Origin of the sequence: Litchfieldia sinesaloumensis (genome assembly GCF_900156865.1) — a bacterium.
Taxonomy (GTDB): Bacteria; Bacillota; Bacilli; order Bacillales; family Bacillaceae_L; genus Ferdinandcohnia; species Ferdinandcohnia sinesaloumensis.
In genome coordinates this window covers 4,058,141-4,075,229 of the sequence record NZ_LT732529.1, presented here as the reverse complement: position 1 = coordinate 4,075,229, position 17,089 = coordinate 4,058,141, and the positions used below count along the sequence as shown (strand labels likewise).

Here is a 17,089-nt window from a genome sequence, read left to right as displayed (position 1 = left end):
GTATACTAGTCTAAAAAAGGAGAAAAGGAATGCCTGATATAAAAATTGTCTTTCTAGATATAGATGGAACGATTTTGCGACCAGATGATACAATCGAGGAATCAACTAAACAAGCAGTTTCTCAACTTCAGAGGAAGGGAATTGAAGTATTTTTAGCAACCGGTAGACCGCTTCACGAAATAACAGATATTGGTGATGAACTCTCCATTACTTCCTATATCGCATACAATGGGGCGTTCGCCACTCATCAGGGGAAGACGCTCTTTAATGAACCACTACCTGGTGAGTTAGTTGAGGAATTAGTAAATACTACAAAAGAAAATAATTTTGATATTGTACTTTATTCTCAACATCAAAACTTGTTTTTGAGCATGGAATCTGAGATTACAAAAGACTTTATTAAGACTTTCCATCTCAGGAAGAACGCGATTTTTGATGACTCTAAAACTAAGGAGATTCTGGGCTCATCAATTATCACGACTGAGGCTCATGCCGAGAAGAGGTTTGAGCATATAGCTGAAATTCATCTCTCTTCTGTAAATGTAGAGGGAATGAAAAATTGCCGTGACGTTATTCGCGATAAAGTGAACAAAGGAGTCGCAGTAAGTGCCGTGTTAGCTGAGCTAGAAATTTCTCCTCAACAAGCAGTTGCATTTGGAGATGGCATGAACGATAAAGAAATGCTGTCATCGGTAGGATTTGGATTCGCAATGGGCAATGCTAACCCCGATTTATTTTCCTATGCAAGCTATCGAACAACCGATGTTGAAAATGCCGGCGTCTACAACGGGTTAAAATCCATTGAGCTAGTTGATTAAATGATATACAGTTACAAGACTAGGATATATATGTCCTAGTCTTTTTGTTTTTTAGATAAACCTATCTTAAAACTGTTTAATAATGAACAAACAAACTTCAATATCGTTTGACAATACATAAACAACATTATAATATATTTGTAATACAACAAACGTTCAAATGAATTGTTTGTTAAACATCAACTTCTGAATGGACGTGTAAAAAGATGGGTGAAAATTTCTGGAATGCCTCTTTAGAGGAACTTAAACGAGGGTATATACAAGATTCAGAATCATTTACATGCCTTCTATGTGGTGAAAGAATCGAAAAAGGAATCATCTACCCGCATGAAGGAGTTTATTATGAAGCAAAGAGGTATGTCCGCTATCATATCGAATCTAGTCATCAATCTGTGTTTGATTATTTAACCGGGCTTGATAAGAAGCTAACTGGGCTTACTGACCATCAAAATTACTTACTTCGACTATTTTACCAAGGAAAAAGCGATAAAGAGGTTCAATCTGAAATGGGTATTGGAAGTACCTCAACAATCAGACATCATCGATTTGCACTGAAAGAAAAGGAACGCCAGGCCAAGACCTTCTTAGCCATTATGGAGCTATTGAAAGAAAAGGACCGACACGCACCTGCATTTGTACCACCACATAAAACTGCAACAATGGTGGATGATCGGTATGCTGTAACGGAGGATGAACAACTTGAAATTCTCCAAAAGTTTTTACCTAATGGAATAGTTGGTCAGTTAATAAATTTTCCACCTAAAGAAAAACAAAGACTGATCGTTTTACGAGAGATTGCAAAAAGCTTTAACAGTAGGAAAATCTATACAGAAAAAGAAATCAACCAAATTTTAAAGGGCATATATGAAGATTACGTATTGATTCGAAGATATCTGATCAGCTATGGCTTCCTAGAAAGAAAGTCAGACGGAAGTCAATATTGGCTTAAACAATAATGAAAGTGAGTGGACATTATGGATCGAAAAAAGGTTTTGAAACAGCAATTTAAAGAAACGCCAATTGAAGCTGGCGTTTTTCAAATAAAAAATAATCAAAATGGAAAAGTTTATATTGGAAGTACAAAAAATTTTAAAACATTAAATGGGCTGCGATTTAGTCTAGAGGCAGGTACAGCTTCACCTACGAACAGACTGCTTCAAGAAGATTGGAATCATTACGGTAAGGATGCTTTCAGCTTTGAGATTCTTGAAACACTCAAAAAGAAAAAAGAAGGATATTTCAATGAAAAAGAAGCTTTACAAGAACTTGAGGATAAATGGTTGGACCACCTTCAACCATATGAGGACCAAGGATACAACAAGAAGAAATAACTGGATACAGGGACAGGTTTATTGTCCCTGTGCAAGTATGATAGGACGATGCACCTGTCCTTCTGACCCGCTATTTGTTATGTGCCGCCACTTTCTCTTCTGTTTCCTCTGTCTGCCACCCTTTACATACATCGATCCACTTTTGGGCTTCGGAGTACTGGAATAGTTCTTCACAGGATAATTCGATTGCGGAATTCACACTTCCGCATGCTGGATATACAGTTGAAAAACGTAGTAAAGACTCGTCCAAGTAAACATCCAATTTATTTGCTAATCCAAACGGGCATACCCCGCCTATCACATGCCCAGTTTGCTCAACTACCTCATCTGCTGACAGCATTCTTGCCTTAAAGCCAAACGTATGTCGAAATTTCTTATTATCTATCTTTGCATCGCCTGCTGCCACAACTAAAATGGCCGTGTCCCCTTCTCCTCGAAAGGAAAGCGTCTTCGCAATTCGTTCAGGAGCAACACCGATAGTTTCTGCTGCCTGTTCAACTGTAGCACTCACTGAATCAAATTCCATTACATCTTGTTCTCGGTTCCATCTTTTAAAATGCTCTTTTACACTCTCAAGTGACATCTTATTCATCCTCTCTTCGAAGTTTATCTTATTAATTTAGCATATAATTTAAAAGAGTCAAAAAAATCAACTCAATGGCCGACTGGTATGTCATATTTTTCTACTCGTGCATCATTCTAAGTTAATGCACGGTAAAGCCATGTGGAGATTAGATTGCACATACTTTTATCTTAATTGACAGCTGAAAAATATGCGCAACACCCAGAAAAAGGGAATACAAGCTCGAGAATCGACTTGAATTTCAATATTTTTCCACTTGCGTATCATTTCTAAGTAAAAGTTCGGAAAAACCATGCGGAAATTAGATTTGCACATGCTTTTATCTAGATTGACAGTTGAAAAACATGCACAATACCCAGAAACAGGAAGAATTAACTCAAAAACCGACTCGAATTTCAACTTTTTTCCACTTGCTCATCATTTCTAAGTAAAAAATCAAATAAAAGCATTCGTATACAAAAAACAGACCCTGGTCCCCCAAAGTCCGCCTTTTCCTCCTCTAGTACTCCGTTGTAATAATCGGCGTTCCAATCGTTACATCAATCTTCGTTCTATCTTCACCCATGCGTAATCCGATTTGCAAATTCATTTTCTCTTGCTTGGCAGTCAACAATTCTGAATCAAAGATAGTCGTATATGCTGATACCGAAACAAAGCTTCTTTCCTTTAGCTGTTCAACAGTTTTCGCCTGCGCATCACTGACAAACTTAGATGCAACCTCGTCCAATTGAATTTCAGTAGATTCCATCACACCCGAAACTGTATAAAAAGTTTTGCTATCATTAAAATGTTTACTAACCCACTCTAGCTGATCAACAGTAAGCTGATTGCCTTTTGCCTCATTCGTGATTGCAATTTCGTATTTTTCGCCCATTTTATATGCTTTCAACTTAATTGACTCCGAAATACCCTGCTCATTCAACTTTTGACCAGTCCACACGTAGTGGCTATCTTTTTCTTCAAGTAACGTTTCCCAGCTATATGAGTCGCTATTCTTCATGAATACTTCTACTTGGTTTAACATATCCTTTGCATCATTTGCCTGTCCAATCTTCCCTCGCGACAAGGCCATCCATGAAATAATTTCAACATCATTTTGATCTGCGAGTTTCTTTATATCTTCAAGGTCATTCTTTTCAACAACCTCATTATTTGAAAAAAAGCCTGCCAAAATTCCAAATGATAAGATAAATGCAATTGTCATCTTCATCCGTCCCTCACCTCTTTAACAAGGATAGCCAAGGTATTTTATTTCTATACCTAAAAAGCTATTAATCTTTCAAAAGACGGATATCCACTTTCTTCATTTCTTATCTAACTTTTTCACCAGTCCATTCCCAATTAAATAGAACGAAAGAATCGTTATGGAAATTAAGAAGATTGCACTGAATGGTATGATTTTTACCCCCCACATATCCTTTAAGATTGTAGAAAGTACCAATGGCCAGGAATCCGATGTATTTACGGCATAATATGCTCCCGATGCATCATTTTCGAACGTAACACTAATAAAGATGCCAACAACTCCTAGTTGAGCAATGAGAAACAAAGTTCTTCCTAACTCATTCGCAATAAGCGTAATCATTTGCGTTCTCATGTTTGGGTATAAATAGCGCCTAGTTAAATTAAATGGAGTCCCTCCCGCTACAATGCCTGCCTCATAATATGGCTTAGATGCAATTTCACTCACATATTTGAAGATAACGTCTCCTACTCTCCCCACCTCTATTAAAGCCAACACAAGAATGAACCAAAATGGGCGATTAGGGGAATAGAGAAAGAATGGGATTCCCACGATCATCACAAGGAGAAAAATAGATGGGATATATGAAAACAGCTGATGCCAAACGTTCAAAACCAGCTTTAGGAAACGTGAATAAAAGGCTCCCACCCCTAATAAAATCCCAACTAGCATCCGAATAAGGACAATACTAAAGATAATGAGAAGTGTTTCGCGAGTTCCGATAATAAGTCTACTGAACAAGTCTACACCTTGTCGATCACTCCCCAATAGAAAATCCTCTGATGGTGGAAATGGCGGCATGACCATTGATCCATCCTCATGTTTCAGATATAAATGCTCTGTTAAATCCTTATCCACAAAAGGAAGATTTGGGCCAATAATCCCTATTAGTATAATAAAACTTAAAATGAGCGTTCCAAAAAAAAGGGATGGATTCTTCATGCTTCTTTTCCTTTCGGTAAAACAAAATGACTTAATAACAGAAACAATAGATTCGAGAGCAGGATTATAAAAGTAAATACTAGTACAAATCCCACTGCACTATTTGTGTTCATATCAAAATTTGTTCCCTCTATAAATCTGCTAGGGGATGCGATTGCCTGATAAAAATAAAAGGCAGCTCCACGATAATTCGTGAGGAATTCCACGATGAATAAATTGGATAGCACATATAAAGTCATCGTATTACTATTCACATTAATCTTTTGTAAGGCATTCTTTAACATATGCAGCACTACTGTTTTAAAGCGTGAAATCCCTTTAGACTTTGCAGTCGTTATATAATCCTTTGTTTCCTCTTCAAGCATGCTCGAATACGTAATATTAGCAATCAGAAACATTGGATAAATCGCTAAAAACAGGATACATACAAGGATATTCTCAAGCTTCTCATGACCGTATAAATCAATATGCGGAAACAATCCAATTTCATATAAATACATAAGTAAAAGTTGGAGAACAATCATAAAAAAGAGATCTGGAACGGATAGCATAAACCAAGTCATACCCTTTCCTATACCAACTCGTTTATTCTTTGTAAAATAATCAAAAACGCCTTTTATGACTCCTAAAAAGAACCCGATTAAAATGGCTGGGATAATGAGCAGAAGACTTCTTCCTGATGTTTTTAACACATGGGATTCAACCGAATTTCCATCTGTATATGGCCCTAAACTATGGTTATCTTTGAGAAACACGAAAAAGTCCTTTATGTTCGAAAAATGCTTTTCTATATTATATTCATATATAACTTTTTGTATATCTCCATATTTACTAGTTTCATATATGACATCCCTAGGTATAAAGATAATAATTAACAAAAGAATTGTTGTAATGCACCATAATCCGAGCTGTTTACTAACTCCTCTTACTATTGAAATTTTCATAAGTAGCTCCGTTCAACGTTTGAAATATAGTTAAATTCTACTAAATTACGAATAATTTAACAACTATACCGGAATATTATTTCTGATTTTTCCAACCGAAATTTGATTTAGTTTACCTTTTCCTGTACATTCTATAGATGTAACCAAGGAGGTGTATTTTATGAAATCAATTACAGTTTCGTTTCATAAAGAAGATGCGGTTGAAGCGATGAAGGTTAATATTCTCGGAGAAGAAGACTTTAATCGAGTAACAGAAGGTGGCACACGACACTTATTTGAACTTGATACGAATATTGGTTTTTTTGTTTTCTTTGATGGAGCAGATGCCCAAGGAAATATACATTATCTGGCCCTGCAATATGAAGAGGAAAGTGAAGAACCTACATACTGTTTTTCATTTGAACTAAAAGATTTTTATGAATTTATGGCGTTGTACCTTAATGATCTTGAGTTTTCAGATGAGGAATCAGAGGACGAAGAGCAGGAATATGGTCCAATTCATCACCTGGCCCACCTGCTTTATCATATTGTTGAAGATGCAAAACGAGCAGAATAGAAGCCACAATGTTGTGGCTTTTTTTACTTTAAAAAAGATTTATTGTATGTAAAAATAGGTATATAGAAAATAATGTAAAACTATGGTGGTGATGATTTGTTTGTCAATATATTTTTCACAATTGTTTTCATACTAGGTGTGTATTATTTGATTCAATATAGGAATAGCATTGAAAAAGCAGTAGACCTCTCTAAACAAGCTATATTCCCACAAACAAAACAGGAATTCCAGAGCATTCTAATTCCCACTGAGTTTAAGGAAATGGAACCTCTTTCTAAATCAACAAAGTCATATAAAATTGTCAAATGGGGAACCGTTGCAGCCATCTTTATCCTTATTGGGCTACTAATAGTAGTATTCACAACTGATTATCTTAGATCTTCTATCTTTTCGTTGTCCTACTTCTTTTTCGCCATTATAACTGCTGTACGGCACCGTGGGAACCTCTTTTTATTGCCAGATGGCATCATTCTACAAGGGAGATACTTTTCCTATAACCGCGTGAAGGAATATGAGGTCGAACAAATTGTACGCTGGCACGATTTGTACGGCCTTGAAGACCGCCTTAATTTCAGCTACAAGTTAACGGTCAAGGTGAAAGGCTTTTTTCCATTGGTCAACTACGTTGCCGTTGAAAATGAAGATCACCTTAATAAAATTATTGATATATTAGAAATGAATGGTGTTACGGGTACGAGAAAACCAGATTCCACTCACCAATCCTCACCCAAGGTTTCAACCAAGCTGTAAACTACACAAGACACCAAGGTCATTGACCTGGTGTTTTTTTTAATCCTCTTAAATGTATACATGAATAGCCCAGGCTCTTTTCTTAGGTTTGTTAAATATGATAAACAATACGTTTAAAGGAGGTATTCACTTTGATTCATACTGTAAGACCCGGCGAAACACTTAATCAAATTGCTAGGGACTATCGAAAACCACTTTATATAATCATTCAAGCAAATCCTTCCATCAATCCTAATTTGATTTATCCTGGCCAATCGCTTACGATTCCAGGCTTTCCAGACCCCACTACTCTTCCTTATCAAATCGAGGTTTCTATCAATAATCGTTGGTTGCGATTACTGAAACAGGGTGCTCTTCAAAAACAATACCCTATAGCTGTTGGGCGAATGCTTCATGCCACACCAATTGGCAACTTTATCATCATTAATAAAGCACCAAATCCTGGTGGTCCTTTCGGTACAATGTGGATGAGTTTATCAAAAGAACATTATGGAATTCATGGAACAAATGACCCTAGTTCGATCGGCAAATCCGTATCTAGAGGATGCATTAGAATGTATAACCAAGATGTTGAAGAATTGGCTCGTTTAATTCCAATTGGTACTCCAGTAATCATTCACCCATAATCCACGAACGCCTTTTTAGCCAAGAAGGCGTTTTTTTCATTCCTTTTAAACGTCTCCTTCAACTAATCTCCGGGGTAAAAGAACAAGCAATTTCTGATTTTCCACTCCTGTACCCTATCTATTTAGGGGAATTGTCCAAACTAGTAAGTGCAGTTATGCATAAAGTAATTGAAAAGACTACCACAATCAGGAAGGAGTCGATAGATTTGCCTACTGCTATGCACTTAAACCTTCGAGTAGACCCCACTCAGTACATTCCACAAATTCGAAATGTGCCTGGATACGATTATATTCACGTAGTTAGACAGCCTAAATATATGGTAGATTTGTCTCTATTAAATGAAAAGGTCCATTATTTAAATGAAATTAACTCACCTAAGAAATTTAGTAAAAAACAGAAATTAGACCTTATCCATGCACATCATGGTCAACTAGGTATCTTATTGCTTCCCTTTAAGGAACAATCTGGTTTACCTATGGTAACGAGTATTCGAGGACGAGATGGGACATTCGCAGATCAGCATTTCACTTATTTAGATAATATGAGAATGTTATTTGATCGAACAGAATTAATTTTCCCAGTATGTAACTTCTTAGCTGAAAGAATGATGGAGTGGGGCTGCCCGTCGGAGAAAATCCGAGTATTATACGGAGGTGTCGACACCAATCAGTTTCAATATCGTTCACCCGAAATCACCGGAACCCAAAATATACTCTCCATCGGAAGATTAGTAGAAAAAAAGGGACACCATGTTTTAATGGAGGCCTTTGCTAAAATTCGCACAAAATTCCCCCACGCTACCTTAACGATCATCGGGCGAGGACCAATGGAGGATTCACTCAAAAGTCTAGCAACCCAATTAAATTTAGGTGATTCTTTTCAATTGCTGCAGCATTTACCAAAGTCTCAGGTACATGAACAAATGAAAAACGCAGATCTATTCTGTGCCGCAAGTCTTACTGCAACAAATGGGGATGTTGAAGGAATTCCAAATACAGTAAAAGAAGCAATGGCTACCGGTCTTCCAGTTATCTCAACGACACATGCAGGAATCCCAGAACTCGTTACACATAATGTTGATGGCTTCTTAGTGCCTGAGAACAATATTGATGAACTAGCGCTTGCAATTGAACACATGCTAATCAATCAATCTTTATGGCTTCCATTCGCTACTGCAGCACGTGAAAGGGTCGAACAAAATTTCGAATTATCTGCTCAACTTCAACAGCAGGCCCGTTTCTATGATGAATTGTTAGGAGGATTGAAATGAAGGACTTTACTTCAATAAAGGTTACTAAGCCTGAAAAACTACTAGAAATTCATAACCCCACATCCTATCCTTTAATTGGAAAGGGCTCTCAAGGTGCTGTTTTCAAACTCTCTGACGACAAGTGTGTAAAAATATATGTCGATCCTCTACAAGCCAAAATGGAGCAAGAAGCGCTAAAAGCAGCAAAGAAGAATCCTTTCATGCCAAAGATTTATGACACAGGGAAAAATTATATCGTGATGGAATACCTTAATGGTCCCTCATTAAAAGATTATCTATTAGGTTGCATGTATATGCCAGAAGACATAACTAGAATGTTATTACAGTTGCTAAAATCATTTAAAAAAGCAAAATTCACCATGCTAGATGCACCACTTCGTCACATTTTTATTGTTGATAATAAATTAAAAGTCGTAGACCATGTGAACGCCTTTAAACGAATTCACCCCGTTCCCATTAAGTTAATTCGCGACTTGAAGCTACTCCTTTTAAAGGATTCCTTTCTTATGCAGGTACAAAAGCTTGAACCTGATACCTACCAGGAGTGGGAAAAATACTTCACAAAGAAAATCAGTATTAAAAAAATGTTGGTTATGCCTGAAAAAGGAAAAAGTGTTAAGGTCGATAGCTCTCTCTCTCAACTACTGATTGGCAAAGGACATCAAGGGGCTGTATATCGCTTATCAGATGACCTTTGTGTAAAAGTCTACGGAAAAGAAACACATGCCAAGCAGGAACAAGACGTTTTATTATCTTGTCAGCATTTGTCCTTCATACCCAAAGTTCATGAAGCAAAAAAGAACTATGTTGTAATGGAGTATTTGTCTGGACCAGATTTAAATACGTATCTTAAAAAACAATCAAAACTACCTGTGGAAATAACTAGAAACCTACTAGACATTCTTACTAAGATGAAAAAGAATGGCTTTAAGCAAATTGATACCCCTCTACGCCATGTTATTATTACTAACAATGGTTTTAAAATGGTCGACCATGTCTATTCATTTACTCGTGATCAAAACCGGCCACTTGAACTTTTTAAAGACCTTCGTGAAAGAGGATTCTTTGAAGCATTTCTCGAGCAAGTAAAAATACTAGACCCGAAAACCTATGAGGACTGGACCAAAACCCCTATTCCTTTAACAGAGGAAGGGTAAAAGATATGAGTATTCTTGTAACAGGTGCTGCCGGCTTCATTGGCTTTCACTTATCCTCGCGTTTATTAGCAAAGGGGTACCATGTCATCGGCGTTGATAACCTCAACAACTATTATGATGTGCGTTTAAAAAAGGATCGTCTCACTCAATTAAAGCAACACAATAACTTCACATTCTATCAATTTGATCTCGGGGATTATGATGAACTGAAAGATTTATTTAAAATGGAGAAAATCAATATTGTAATCAATCTGGCCGCACAGGCTGGGGTGCGCTATAGTCTTCAGCATCCCCATACCTATATCCATTCAAACTTAGTTGGTTTTCTTAATATCCTTGAAGCCTGCCGCCATCACCCTGTTGATCACCTGTTGTTCGCCTCTTCAAGCTCTGTATATGGTGCAAACACTAGTGTCCCTTTTTCTACTAAGGACTCTGTTGATCATCCGGTAAGCTTGTATGCTGCAACAAAAAAATCGAACGAACTTATGGCTCACACCTATAGCCATCTTTTCAATATTCCAATTACCGGACTTCGCTTTTTTACTGTGTACGGTCCATGGGGCCGTCCGGATATGGCGTATTATACCTTCACACGGGACATTCTAGAAGGGAGAACGATCAAAGTTTTTAATAATGGCGATATGCGTAGGGACTTTACGTATATTGATGATATTGTGGAAGGAATCATCGGTTTACTCGATCAGCCTCCCGCAATTAATGCTGGATGGAATCCATCAGACCCGGACCCAAGCACAAGTAAGGCCCCTTATAAAATCTACAACATCGGCAACAACAATCCTGTAAGCTTAATCAATTTCATCCGGACTTTAGAAAATATAATAGGCAAACAGGCCAATATCCAACTTTATCCGATGCAACTCGGCGATGTAAAAGAAACCTATGCTGACATTACTGATCTATATGAAGCAATTGGTTTTAAACCTAAAACCTCAATTGAGGAGGGACTCACTAAGTTCGTAACTTGGTATAAAAGGTACTATCGCTGGTAATTGGATTGCAATCTCAGCCCACCCATTCTTTTGGTGGGCTTATTTGATTGTTTTCTGGCACCGTAAAAACCACCCTACATAAAAAAACTACAATAAACACGAATGAACGTTCCTATTTTAGTTGATAATAGAATATACGTTCGTATATAATGTAAAAAAGGAGATGATGATATGCGCGGGATATTACAGCGTGCATTGCTACAACACACACCAATCGAAATCATCTATATGTCACAAAATGGGCTATTGACACAACGCCAAATTCAAATCCTAGACATCCAAGAAAATACAATAAGAGCCTACTGCCTACTTCGAGGTAAAAAACGAACCTTTAAAATAGATAGCATACTTTCAGCAGCTGTACCGAGGAATAAAGGAGTTGTTAAATTTGCAAATTAGAACACTACAGATGCGTATGGAGCATACGGAACAAGAAATTCTCGAACAAATCGAAAGGTATATGGCGAAACACCGTAAAGCCCCTACAATGCGTGAGCTTTCAAGACTTTGTACTTCAGTGAGTTCAACGAGCACAATCAAAGCATACCTTGATCGCCTCAAAGATAAAGGGATTATACATTATGAACCCAAAAAACCACGGTCGATTGCCTTAAAAAAAGAACTACCCTTGGCTAAATAAAGGGGAGTTCTTTGAAATAGAATTAAAGTTTTTCATCCACATCCGAGGTATCAATATCGTCGCCAAACCAATCAACAAGCTTTGCTCTAGCCTTTGACTTTACATTTTCATCAATATGAATGGCTACTTGGAAAAGAGCAACACCCAGTGCACCTAGGTCATCTGTATATCCAATGCCTGCAGCAAGATCCGGAATAAGGTCGAGCGGAAAAATAAAATATCCTAAGGCAGCAAGAATTGTCACCCTTGCTTTTGCTGGCAAATCAGGCTTTTGAAGTACATAGTAAAGTAACAAAGCTGTGTATACAACAGAATGACCCGCTTTTAACGCAAACTTTTTCAGTTTTTCCCAAAATCGATCTTCGGAATAATGCTTTTCCATTTCGTCCATTATTATCCTCCATTTTACATTATCTGTCTCATTTACTCTTATTGTACTACAGAGACCTAGCAAATGAATCAGTAAACATACTTTAAAATTTCACCTTTCTTAGTTTTAACATCGAAGTTTTTTTTACACAAAAACCCCCTAGTCAGCTGACTAAGGGTAGTTTTACTGTTATAGGAAACTCTTTTCAAGCTCATCAACCAAGGTACCAACATATGCAACAGCTTTTTTAATTGGTTCTGTTGTTGACATATCCACCCCAGCAAGTTTCATTAACTCCAGTGGTTTCAATGTTCCACCTGCTTTTAATGCAGTTAACCAACGATCTACTGCTGGCTGGCCATCCTCTAAAATCATTTGTGAGGCAATGGTTGAAGCTGTTAAACCAGCGGAGTATGTATATGGATATAAGCCCATATAGTAATGAGGCTGACGCATCCAGGTTAGTTCGGCTAGTTTATCCATTTGCACATCTTCACCCCAGAATGCAGATAGCGCTTCTACCTTCTGTTCACTTATTATTTTAGCTGTCAACGGGGTCCCTTTATCCGCTAAGTCATAAATGCGACGCTGGAGTTCACCTTCAAGAATATGAGTTACGAAATTATGATAATAAGTACCTAATGATTGCAGAATAACCCATCGTTTCATTCGTTCATCATTTGACTGAGAAAGAATATGTCTACTCAAGAGCATTTCATTCATGGTCGAAGGTGCTTCCACAAAATATCGTGAAGGTCGAGTATTGGATAGGCGTTGATTTCGACCCGCAAGTACAAAGTGTCCTGCATGTCCCAATTCGTGTGCAAGGGTATATGTGTTTCGCATTGAGTTATTCCATGTCATCAAAATGTATGGGTGGGCACCATATGGACTCGAACAAAACGCACCAGACCGTTTGCCAACGTTGTCCGCTAAGTCAACCCAGCGATTATGTATGCCTTCCTGCATAATTTCAATGTATTCCGTTCCCATCACCTGTACGGCATCTAGAACAAGCTTTGATGCTTCCTCATACGTTACCGCAGGGTTGAAATCCGGATCAAGTGGTGCCTTTAAATCACTGTAGTACATAGTATCTAACCCTAATACGCGTTGTTTTAGTTTAGCTAGGCGACGCATGTGTGGTGCTAATTCGGTTTGTATTGTGTGTAATTGGTTTTGGTACATTTCCTTCGTGACCTGTTGTTCTTCCAATAACATGTCAGTAACAGAGTCAAATCCGCGTAAACGCGCTTCTATGACTTGTTTCTTTATCTCAGTCGCATACGTTGCCCCATAGGTGTTTTTATACTTATCAAGAGTTGCAGCAAAAGCTTCAGATGCCTTGCGACGTATATTTGTATCTGCTGAATCCTCATATTTTGGGAATGAGTTAAATGTAAGTGGATGTTCTACCCCATCATCCGTCCTAAATGTTGGAAACTGCATATCCGAGGTCTTACTTCTTTGATAAATCATATATGGTGAACTCAGAACCTCTCCAAATGCAGCCAACATCTCCTCAGCATCCTGTGATAGCGTATATTGCTTTGCCTCCAAAATATCGGATAAGGTTTTTTGAAATTCAGCTAACCCTTGTTCTTCTTGTAAGTATAATTCAAGCGTTTTGCCATCCAGTTCAAGTAGCTCCGATTTTATAAAAGACAAGCTTGCACTTACTTCCGAAACCAAGGATGAGGCACGGGCAGCATTTGCTTGATAAACAGAGCTCGTCCCATCAACTGACATATGTAAATCAGCATAGCTCATAACACGTATAAGTCTTTCTAGTAGTTCATCCTTCGCCTTCAAGCAGTTTAACAAGCTAGTTGCACTTTCCCCTACACGTCCCTTAAAGTGTGTGACTGATTGGATATGTTTCTCAACAGACTTAAGCTCTTTTTCCCACGCTTCGTCTGTTTCAAATAAATCATGTAAGTTCCATGTCTGTTCAACAGGTACCTCCGACCGCAATAAGGTCATTTTTTAATCCCCTTTCAAGTATAAGTAATGGTGCGTCTAAACCAAATATTTCGATATCCGAAATAATATACTTCTATTATAAATTAAACATTCTGTTATGAGAATGGTCAATCTAGAATTTTTTAAAATATAAAAAGAGAAGATCAAGAATATCTCGATCTTCTCTCGTCTCTAAAGTAACCCTACCATTTTAAGCCCATGAAGAATACCGTCCTCTTCAACCGACGTTGTTACATGCTTGGCTACCTCTTTTACTTCGTCAAGAGCGTTCCCCATCGCGACGCTATTATGAACAGTAGTAAGCATTTCGATATCATTTAATCCATCGCCAAAGGCATAGATATGTTCTGTTGAGATGCCTAATCTCTCAACGATTTTTCCAATCCCATTTGCTTTTGAACCACCACTTGGAATCACATCTACAGATACAGGATGCCAACGGATAAAGTCAAAGTCTTTAAACTCGACCTCGTATTGTGTTTCCTCACCTTCCGGACAGAAAAGAAGTGTTTGGTATAAATTACGGCCTTCGTGATAAGTCGGATCATAAGCTGGAAAGCTATTGATTTTTAAGGTCGCAATACTTTCGGTAATAAAATGATGCTCTGGCACATTTGCTTTCATATCCTCATGGTCCATGTAGACAACAGGATGATTATTAGCAAGAGCCTTTTCCGTTAATTGAGAAAGGGATGTAATATGTAAGGGATTTGTATAGATTTCTTCTCCGTTTAGTACAACGTACTGCCCGTTATAGCTTACGAATGTACCAATTCCAAGTTCCTCACGCAAGTCTTCAAACATGAAAGGAGCACGACCTGTTGCTATTGCTACCTCATGACCCTGTTCCTTTAACTTAAAGACAGCTTCCTTTGCTGAAGCTGGTAATTGTTTTTTATGATTCAATAGTGTTCCATCTATGTCAAAAAAAATAAGACTTCGTTCTTTCATTTCATTTACCTACTTTCTGTCTTCTTATACCTTTTGTGTTCAGTTCGACCCTTAGGTGATCGAAATTAATATATTACATACGATACATTATTTTCACACTTTAAACAAATAAATTAGTTTCTCGTGAATATAAGTAATACAAGCAAAAAGTACTACCCATGCGCATAAATTGGAAGTACGTCTAATTTCTATTTCGTCGGAACCCAAGACGGATTGAATTCAACATAGGGAGAGCTAGCATGAGAAAAACTTGGTTGTTAGGGTTCGGCTTTTTTAGCATAAGTCTTGGATGGTCGTTATATAATGGATTTGTTCCTTTTTTCCTCGACAATTTTATCTCGAGTACAGCTTTAATTGGTTTCTTGATGACCATTGATAATTATATCGCCCTCTTTTTACAGCCTTATATTGGGCAACTTAGTGACAGAACCCGAACTCGTTTCGGTCGGCGAATGCCTTATTTATTAATTGGCGTTCCTCTTGCATCTTTATTTTATACACTCATTCCCCTTCACACTGGCATAACGACTTTACTCATTTGTATGTTGTGTATGAATCTATCAATGGCCATTTTCCGTTCCCCTACTATCGCATTGATGCCAGATATCACACCTGAACCCCAGCGAACAAAAGCAAATGGAATTATTAATTTTATGGGTGGCTGTGGTGCAATCCTTGCATTTAGCATTGGCTCTTTCTTATTCAGTATTGATGAAACCCTACCGTTTCTTGCGGTTTCAGTGATTTTTTTATTGACCCTTTGGATTGTTTTTAAAAACATTAACGAACAGCGTGATGCAATTTCCTACACGGAAACTATCTTGCCAAAGATTAACTATAAGGAAGAGTTGAATTCTCCAACAATCTATTTATTAGCAGCCATCTTCTTTTGGTTTATTGCAATACAAGGAATGGAAGCTTTGTTTACACTATACGGGGTTAATGAGTTAGGCCTTTCTAGAAGTGCCTCCGCTTTTTCGCTAACTTTCTTTTCATTAAGCTTTGTGATTTCTGCGATTCCAAGCGGTCTCTTAGGCGCTAGAATTGGCAAAAAGAAGGTAATCGTAATCGGTGTTATTGGTCTAATTGTTTCTTTTTTACTTCTTAATTGGGTAGAATCCGTTGTTTATTTGAGGACTATCTTATTTTTAGGAGGGGTGTTTTGGGCTTTTGTAAACATAAATGCCTATCCCTTTATTGTTTCAACCGGAAGCGAAAAAAGCTACGGAACAAGAACGGGACTGTATTATTTAGTTTCCTCTCTAGCAGCCATCACCTCTCCCCCGGTTTTAGGATACTTGATTGACCTGTTTGGGTTTAGTGTGTTGTTCCTAGCCGCCTCCGGAAGTCTTATTTTAGCACTGGTTTGTATTACTAGGGTTCAGGATACTTCAGATCAACCACAAGAACTGTAACTAGGAAAGAATGGCTAGATATACTTAAAATGGACTTATCTAAAAAAAACCAAACCTACACAATCAGGATTTTAGCTTGAACCAGATTCTATGTACATTATTATCATTTTTGAAAAATTGGTTGATTTGAACAAGCACTTTGTTCCCACCTCTCATACGATGAGTCAAAGGAGGTGACAACCATGAACTTTCTTGAGTTTTTAAGTGAAAATTTTTATTGGGTAGTTCCTGCTCTTTGGGTGGTTAGTTATTTCTTAAGACGAACAGCTTCCATACCGAATCGAACTATTACATGGATTCTGTTAGGAGTTTCATTAATTGTAGGTGCATTGGTTTACGGATTTACTACAGAGGCCGTTTACAATGGATTCATTGTAGCTGGATTGGCCGTATTGGGGCAGCAATTGTTTAAACAAACCGTGAATAATGGCACTGATTAACGAACAATAGACTATCTTTGAAAAAATATCCGGTAAATTGTTTATCACCTAACTAC

20 protein-coding genes are annotated in these 17,089 nt (G+C 37.6%); 13 read left to right on the top strand and 7 right to left on the bottom strand.

Annotated features, from left to right (window positions below):
• Positions 1-29 precede the first annotated feature (29 nt).
• The 3 genes from CZ490_RS19995 to CZ490_RS19985 all read left to right on the top strand — a co-directional run bounded on the left by CZ490_RS19995 (position 30) and on the right by CZ490_RS19985 (position 2,149).
• On the top strand, positions 30-818 hold the full coding sequence (locus tag CZ490_RS19995) for an HAD family hydrolase (protein ID WP_077620502.1): 789 nt from the start codon (positions 30-32) through the stop codon (positions 816-818).
• Between the two features lie 206 nt (positions 819-1,024).
• The gene (locus tag CZ490_RS19990; protein WP_077620501.1) at positions 1,025-1,774 is read left to right on the top strand and encodes a DUF2087 domain-containing protein; all 750 of its coding nucleotides are present in this window, start codon (positions 1,025-1,027) and stop codon (positions 1,772-1,774) included.
• A gap of 18 nt (positions 1,775-1,792) precedes the next feature.
• Positions 1,793-2,149 carry a GIY-YIG nuclease family protein gene (locus CZ490_RS19985; RefSeq protein ID WP_077620500.1) on the top strand — a complete coding sequence of 119 codons (357 nt, stop codon included), beginning with the start codon at positions 1,793-1,795 and terminating at the stop codon, positions 2,147-2,149.
• Positions 2,150-2,219: 70 nt separating this feature from the next.
• Here CZ490_RS19985 and CZ490_RS19980 read toward each other — a convergent pair whose 3' ends face one another.
• The 4 genes from CZ490_RS19980 to CZ490_RS19965 all read right to left on the bottom strand — a co-directional run bounded on the left by CZ490_RS19980 (position 2,220) and on the right by CZ490_RS19965 (position 5,861).
• Positions 2,220-2,732: a YbaK/EbsC family protein gene (locus tag CZ490_RS19980; RefSeq protein ID WP_077620499.1), complete on the bottom strand. Its 513-nt coding sequence runs from the start codon at positions 2,730-2,732 to the stop codon at positions 2,220-2,222.
• Between the two features lie 499 nt (positions 2,733-3,231).
• On the bottom strand, positions 3,232-3,942 hold the full coding sequence (locus tag CZ490_RS19975) for a YwmB family TATA-box binding protein (protein ID WP_077620498.1): 711 nt from the start codon (positions 3,940-3,942) through the stop codon (positions 3,232-3,234).
• 93 nt (positions 3,943-4,035) lie between these two features.
• Positions 4,036-4,917: an ABC transporter permease subunit gene (locus CZ490_RS19970; protein WP_077620497.1), complete on the bottom strand. Its 882-nt coding sequence runs from the start codon at positions 4,915-4,917 to the stop codon at positions 4,036-4,038.
• Positions 4,914-5,861, bottom strand: a complete 948-nt coding sequence (locus CZ490_RS19965; protein ID WP_077620496.1) for an ABC transporter permease subunit — start codon at positions 5,859-5,861, stop codon at positions 4,914-4,916. The genes CZ490_RS19970 and CZ490_RS19965 overlap by 4 nt, the downstream gene beginning before the upstream one ends.
• 160 nt (positions 5,862-6,021) lie before the next feature.
• Between CZ490_RS19965 and CZ490_RS19960 the strand changes: the two genes are divergently transcribed.
• The 8 genes from CZ490_RS19960 to CZ490_RS19925 all read left to right on the top strand — a co-directional run bounded on the left by CZ490_RS19960 (position 6,022) and on the right by CZ490_RS19925 (position 11,874).
• Positions 6,022-6,417, top strand: a complete 396-nt coding sequence (locus tag CZ490_RS19960) for a cytosolic protein (protein WP_077620495.1) — start codon at positions 6,022-6,024, stop codon at positions 6,415-6,417.
• A gap of 138 nt (positions 6,418-6,555) precedes the next feature.
• Positions 6,556-7,167, top strand: coding sequence for a hypothetical protein (locus CZ490_RS19955; RefSeq protein WP_234987320.1), 612 nt, complete (start codon positions 6,556-6,558; stop codon positions 7,165-7,167).
• 131 nt (positions 7,168-7,298) lie between these two features.
• Positions 7,299-7,793 carry a L,D-transpeptidase family protein gene (locus CZ490_RS19950; RefSeq protein WP_077620493.1) on the top strand — a complete coding sequence of 165 codons (495 nt, stop codon included), beginning with the start codon at positions 7,299-7,301 and terminating at the stop codon, positions 7,791-7,793.
• Between the two features lie 131 nt (positions 7,794-7,924).
• The gene (locus CZ490_RS19945; RefSeq protein ID WP_234987265.1) at positions 7,925-9,064 is read left to right on the top strand and encodes a glycosyltransferase; all 1,140 of its coding nucleotides are present in this window, start codon (positions 7,925-7,927) and stop codon (positions 9,062-9,064) included.
• Positions 9,061-10,221, top strand: a complete 1,161-nt coding sequence (locus CZ490_RS19940) for a hypothetical protein (RefSeq protein ID WP_077620491.1) — start codon at positions 9,061-9,063, stop codon at positions 10,219-10,221. Before CZ490_RS19945 ends, CZ490_RS19940 begins: the two co-directional genes overlap by 4 nt.
• Positions 10,222-10,226: 5 nt before the next feature.
• Complete coding sequence (locus CZ490_RS19935) at positions 10,227-11,234, top strand: NAD-dependent epimerase (RefSeq protein ID WP_077620490.1); 1,008 nt, start codon at positions 10,227-10,229, stop codon at positions 11,232-11,234.
• A gap of 171 nt (positions 11,235-11,405) precedes the next feature.
• Complete coding sequence (locus CZ490_RS19930) at positions 11,406-11,633, top strand: hypothetical protein (protein WP_077620489.1); 228 nt, start codon at positions 11,406-11,408, stop codon at positions 11,631-11,633.
• A complete protein-coding gene (locus tag CZ490_RS19925; protein ID WP_077620488.1) occupies positions 11,623-11,874 on the top strand; it encodes a LexA family protein in 252 nt (83 codons plus the stop codon). The genes CZ490_RS19930 and CZ490_RS19925 overlap by 11 nt, the downstream gene beginning before the upstream one ends.
• Before the next feature lie 22 nt (positions 11,875-11,896).
• Here CZ490_RS19925 and CZ490_RS19920 read toward each other — a convergent pair whose 3' ends face one another.
• The 3 genes from CZ490_RS19920 to CZ490_RS19910 form a co-directional block, all read right to left on the bottom strand.
• On the bottom strand, positions 11,897-12,265 hold the full coding sequence (locus tag CZ490_RS19920) for a YkvA family protein (RefSeq protein WP_200801611.1): 369 nt from the start codon (positions 12,263-12,265) through the stop codon (positions 11,897-11,899).
• Positions 12,266-12,433: 168 nt separating this feature from the next.
• Positions 12,434-14,227, bottom strand: coding sequence for an oligoendopeptidase F (gene pepF / locus CZ490_RS19915; RefSeq protein WP_077620487.1), 1,794 nt, complete (start codon positions 14,225-14,227; stop codon positions 12,434-12,436).
• A 171-nt stretch (positions 14,228-14,398) separates the two neighbouring features.
• On the bottom strand, positions 14,399-15,178 hold the full coding sequence (locus CZ490_RS19910; RefSeq protein WP_077620486.1) for a Cof-type HAD-IIB family hydrolase: 780 nt from the start codon (positions 15,176-15,178) through the stop codon (positions 14,399-14,401).
• 239 nt (positions 15,179-15,417) lie between these two features.
• On the opposite strand from CZ490_RS19910, the gene CZ490_RS19905 reads away from it, so the two are divergent.
• A complete protein-coding gene (locus CZ490_RS19905; RefSeq protein ID WP_077620485.1) occupies positions 15,418-16,593 on the top strand; it encodes an SLC45 family MFS transporter in 1,176 nt (391 codons plus the stop codon).
• 182 nt (positions 16,594-16,775) lie between these two features.
• On the top strand, positions 16,776-17,033 hold the full coding sequence (locus CZ490_RS19900) for a phage holin family protein (protein ID WP_077620484.1): 258 nt from the start codon (positions 16,776-16,778) through the stop codon (positions 17,031-17,033).
• Positions 17,034-17,089 lie beyond the last annotated feature (56 nt).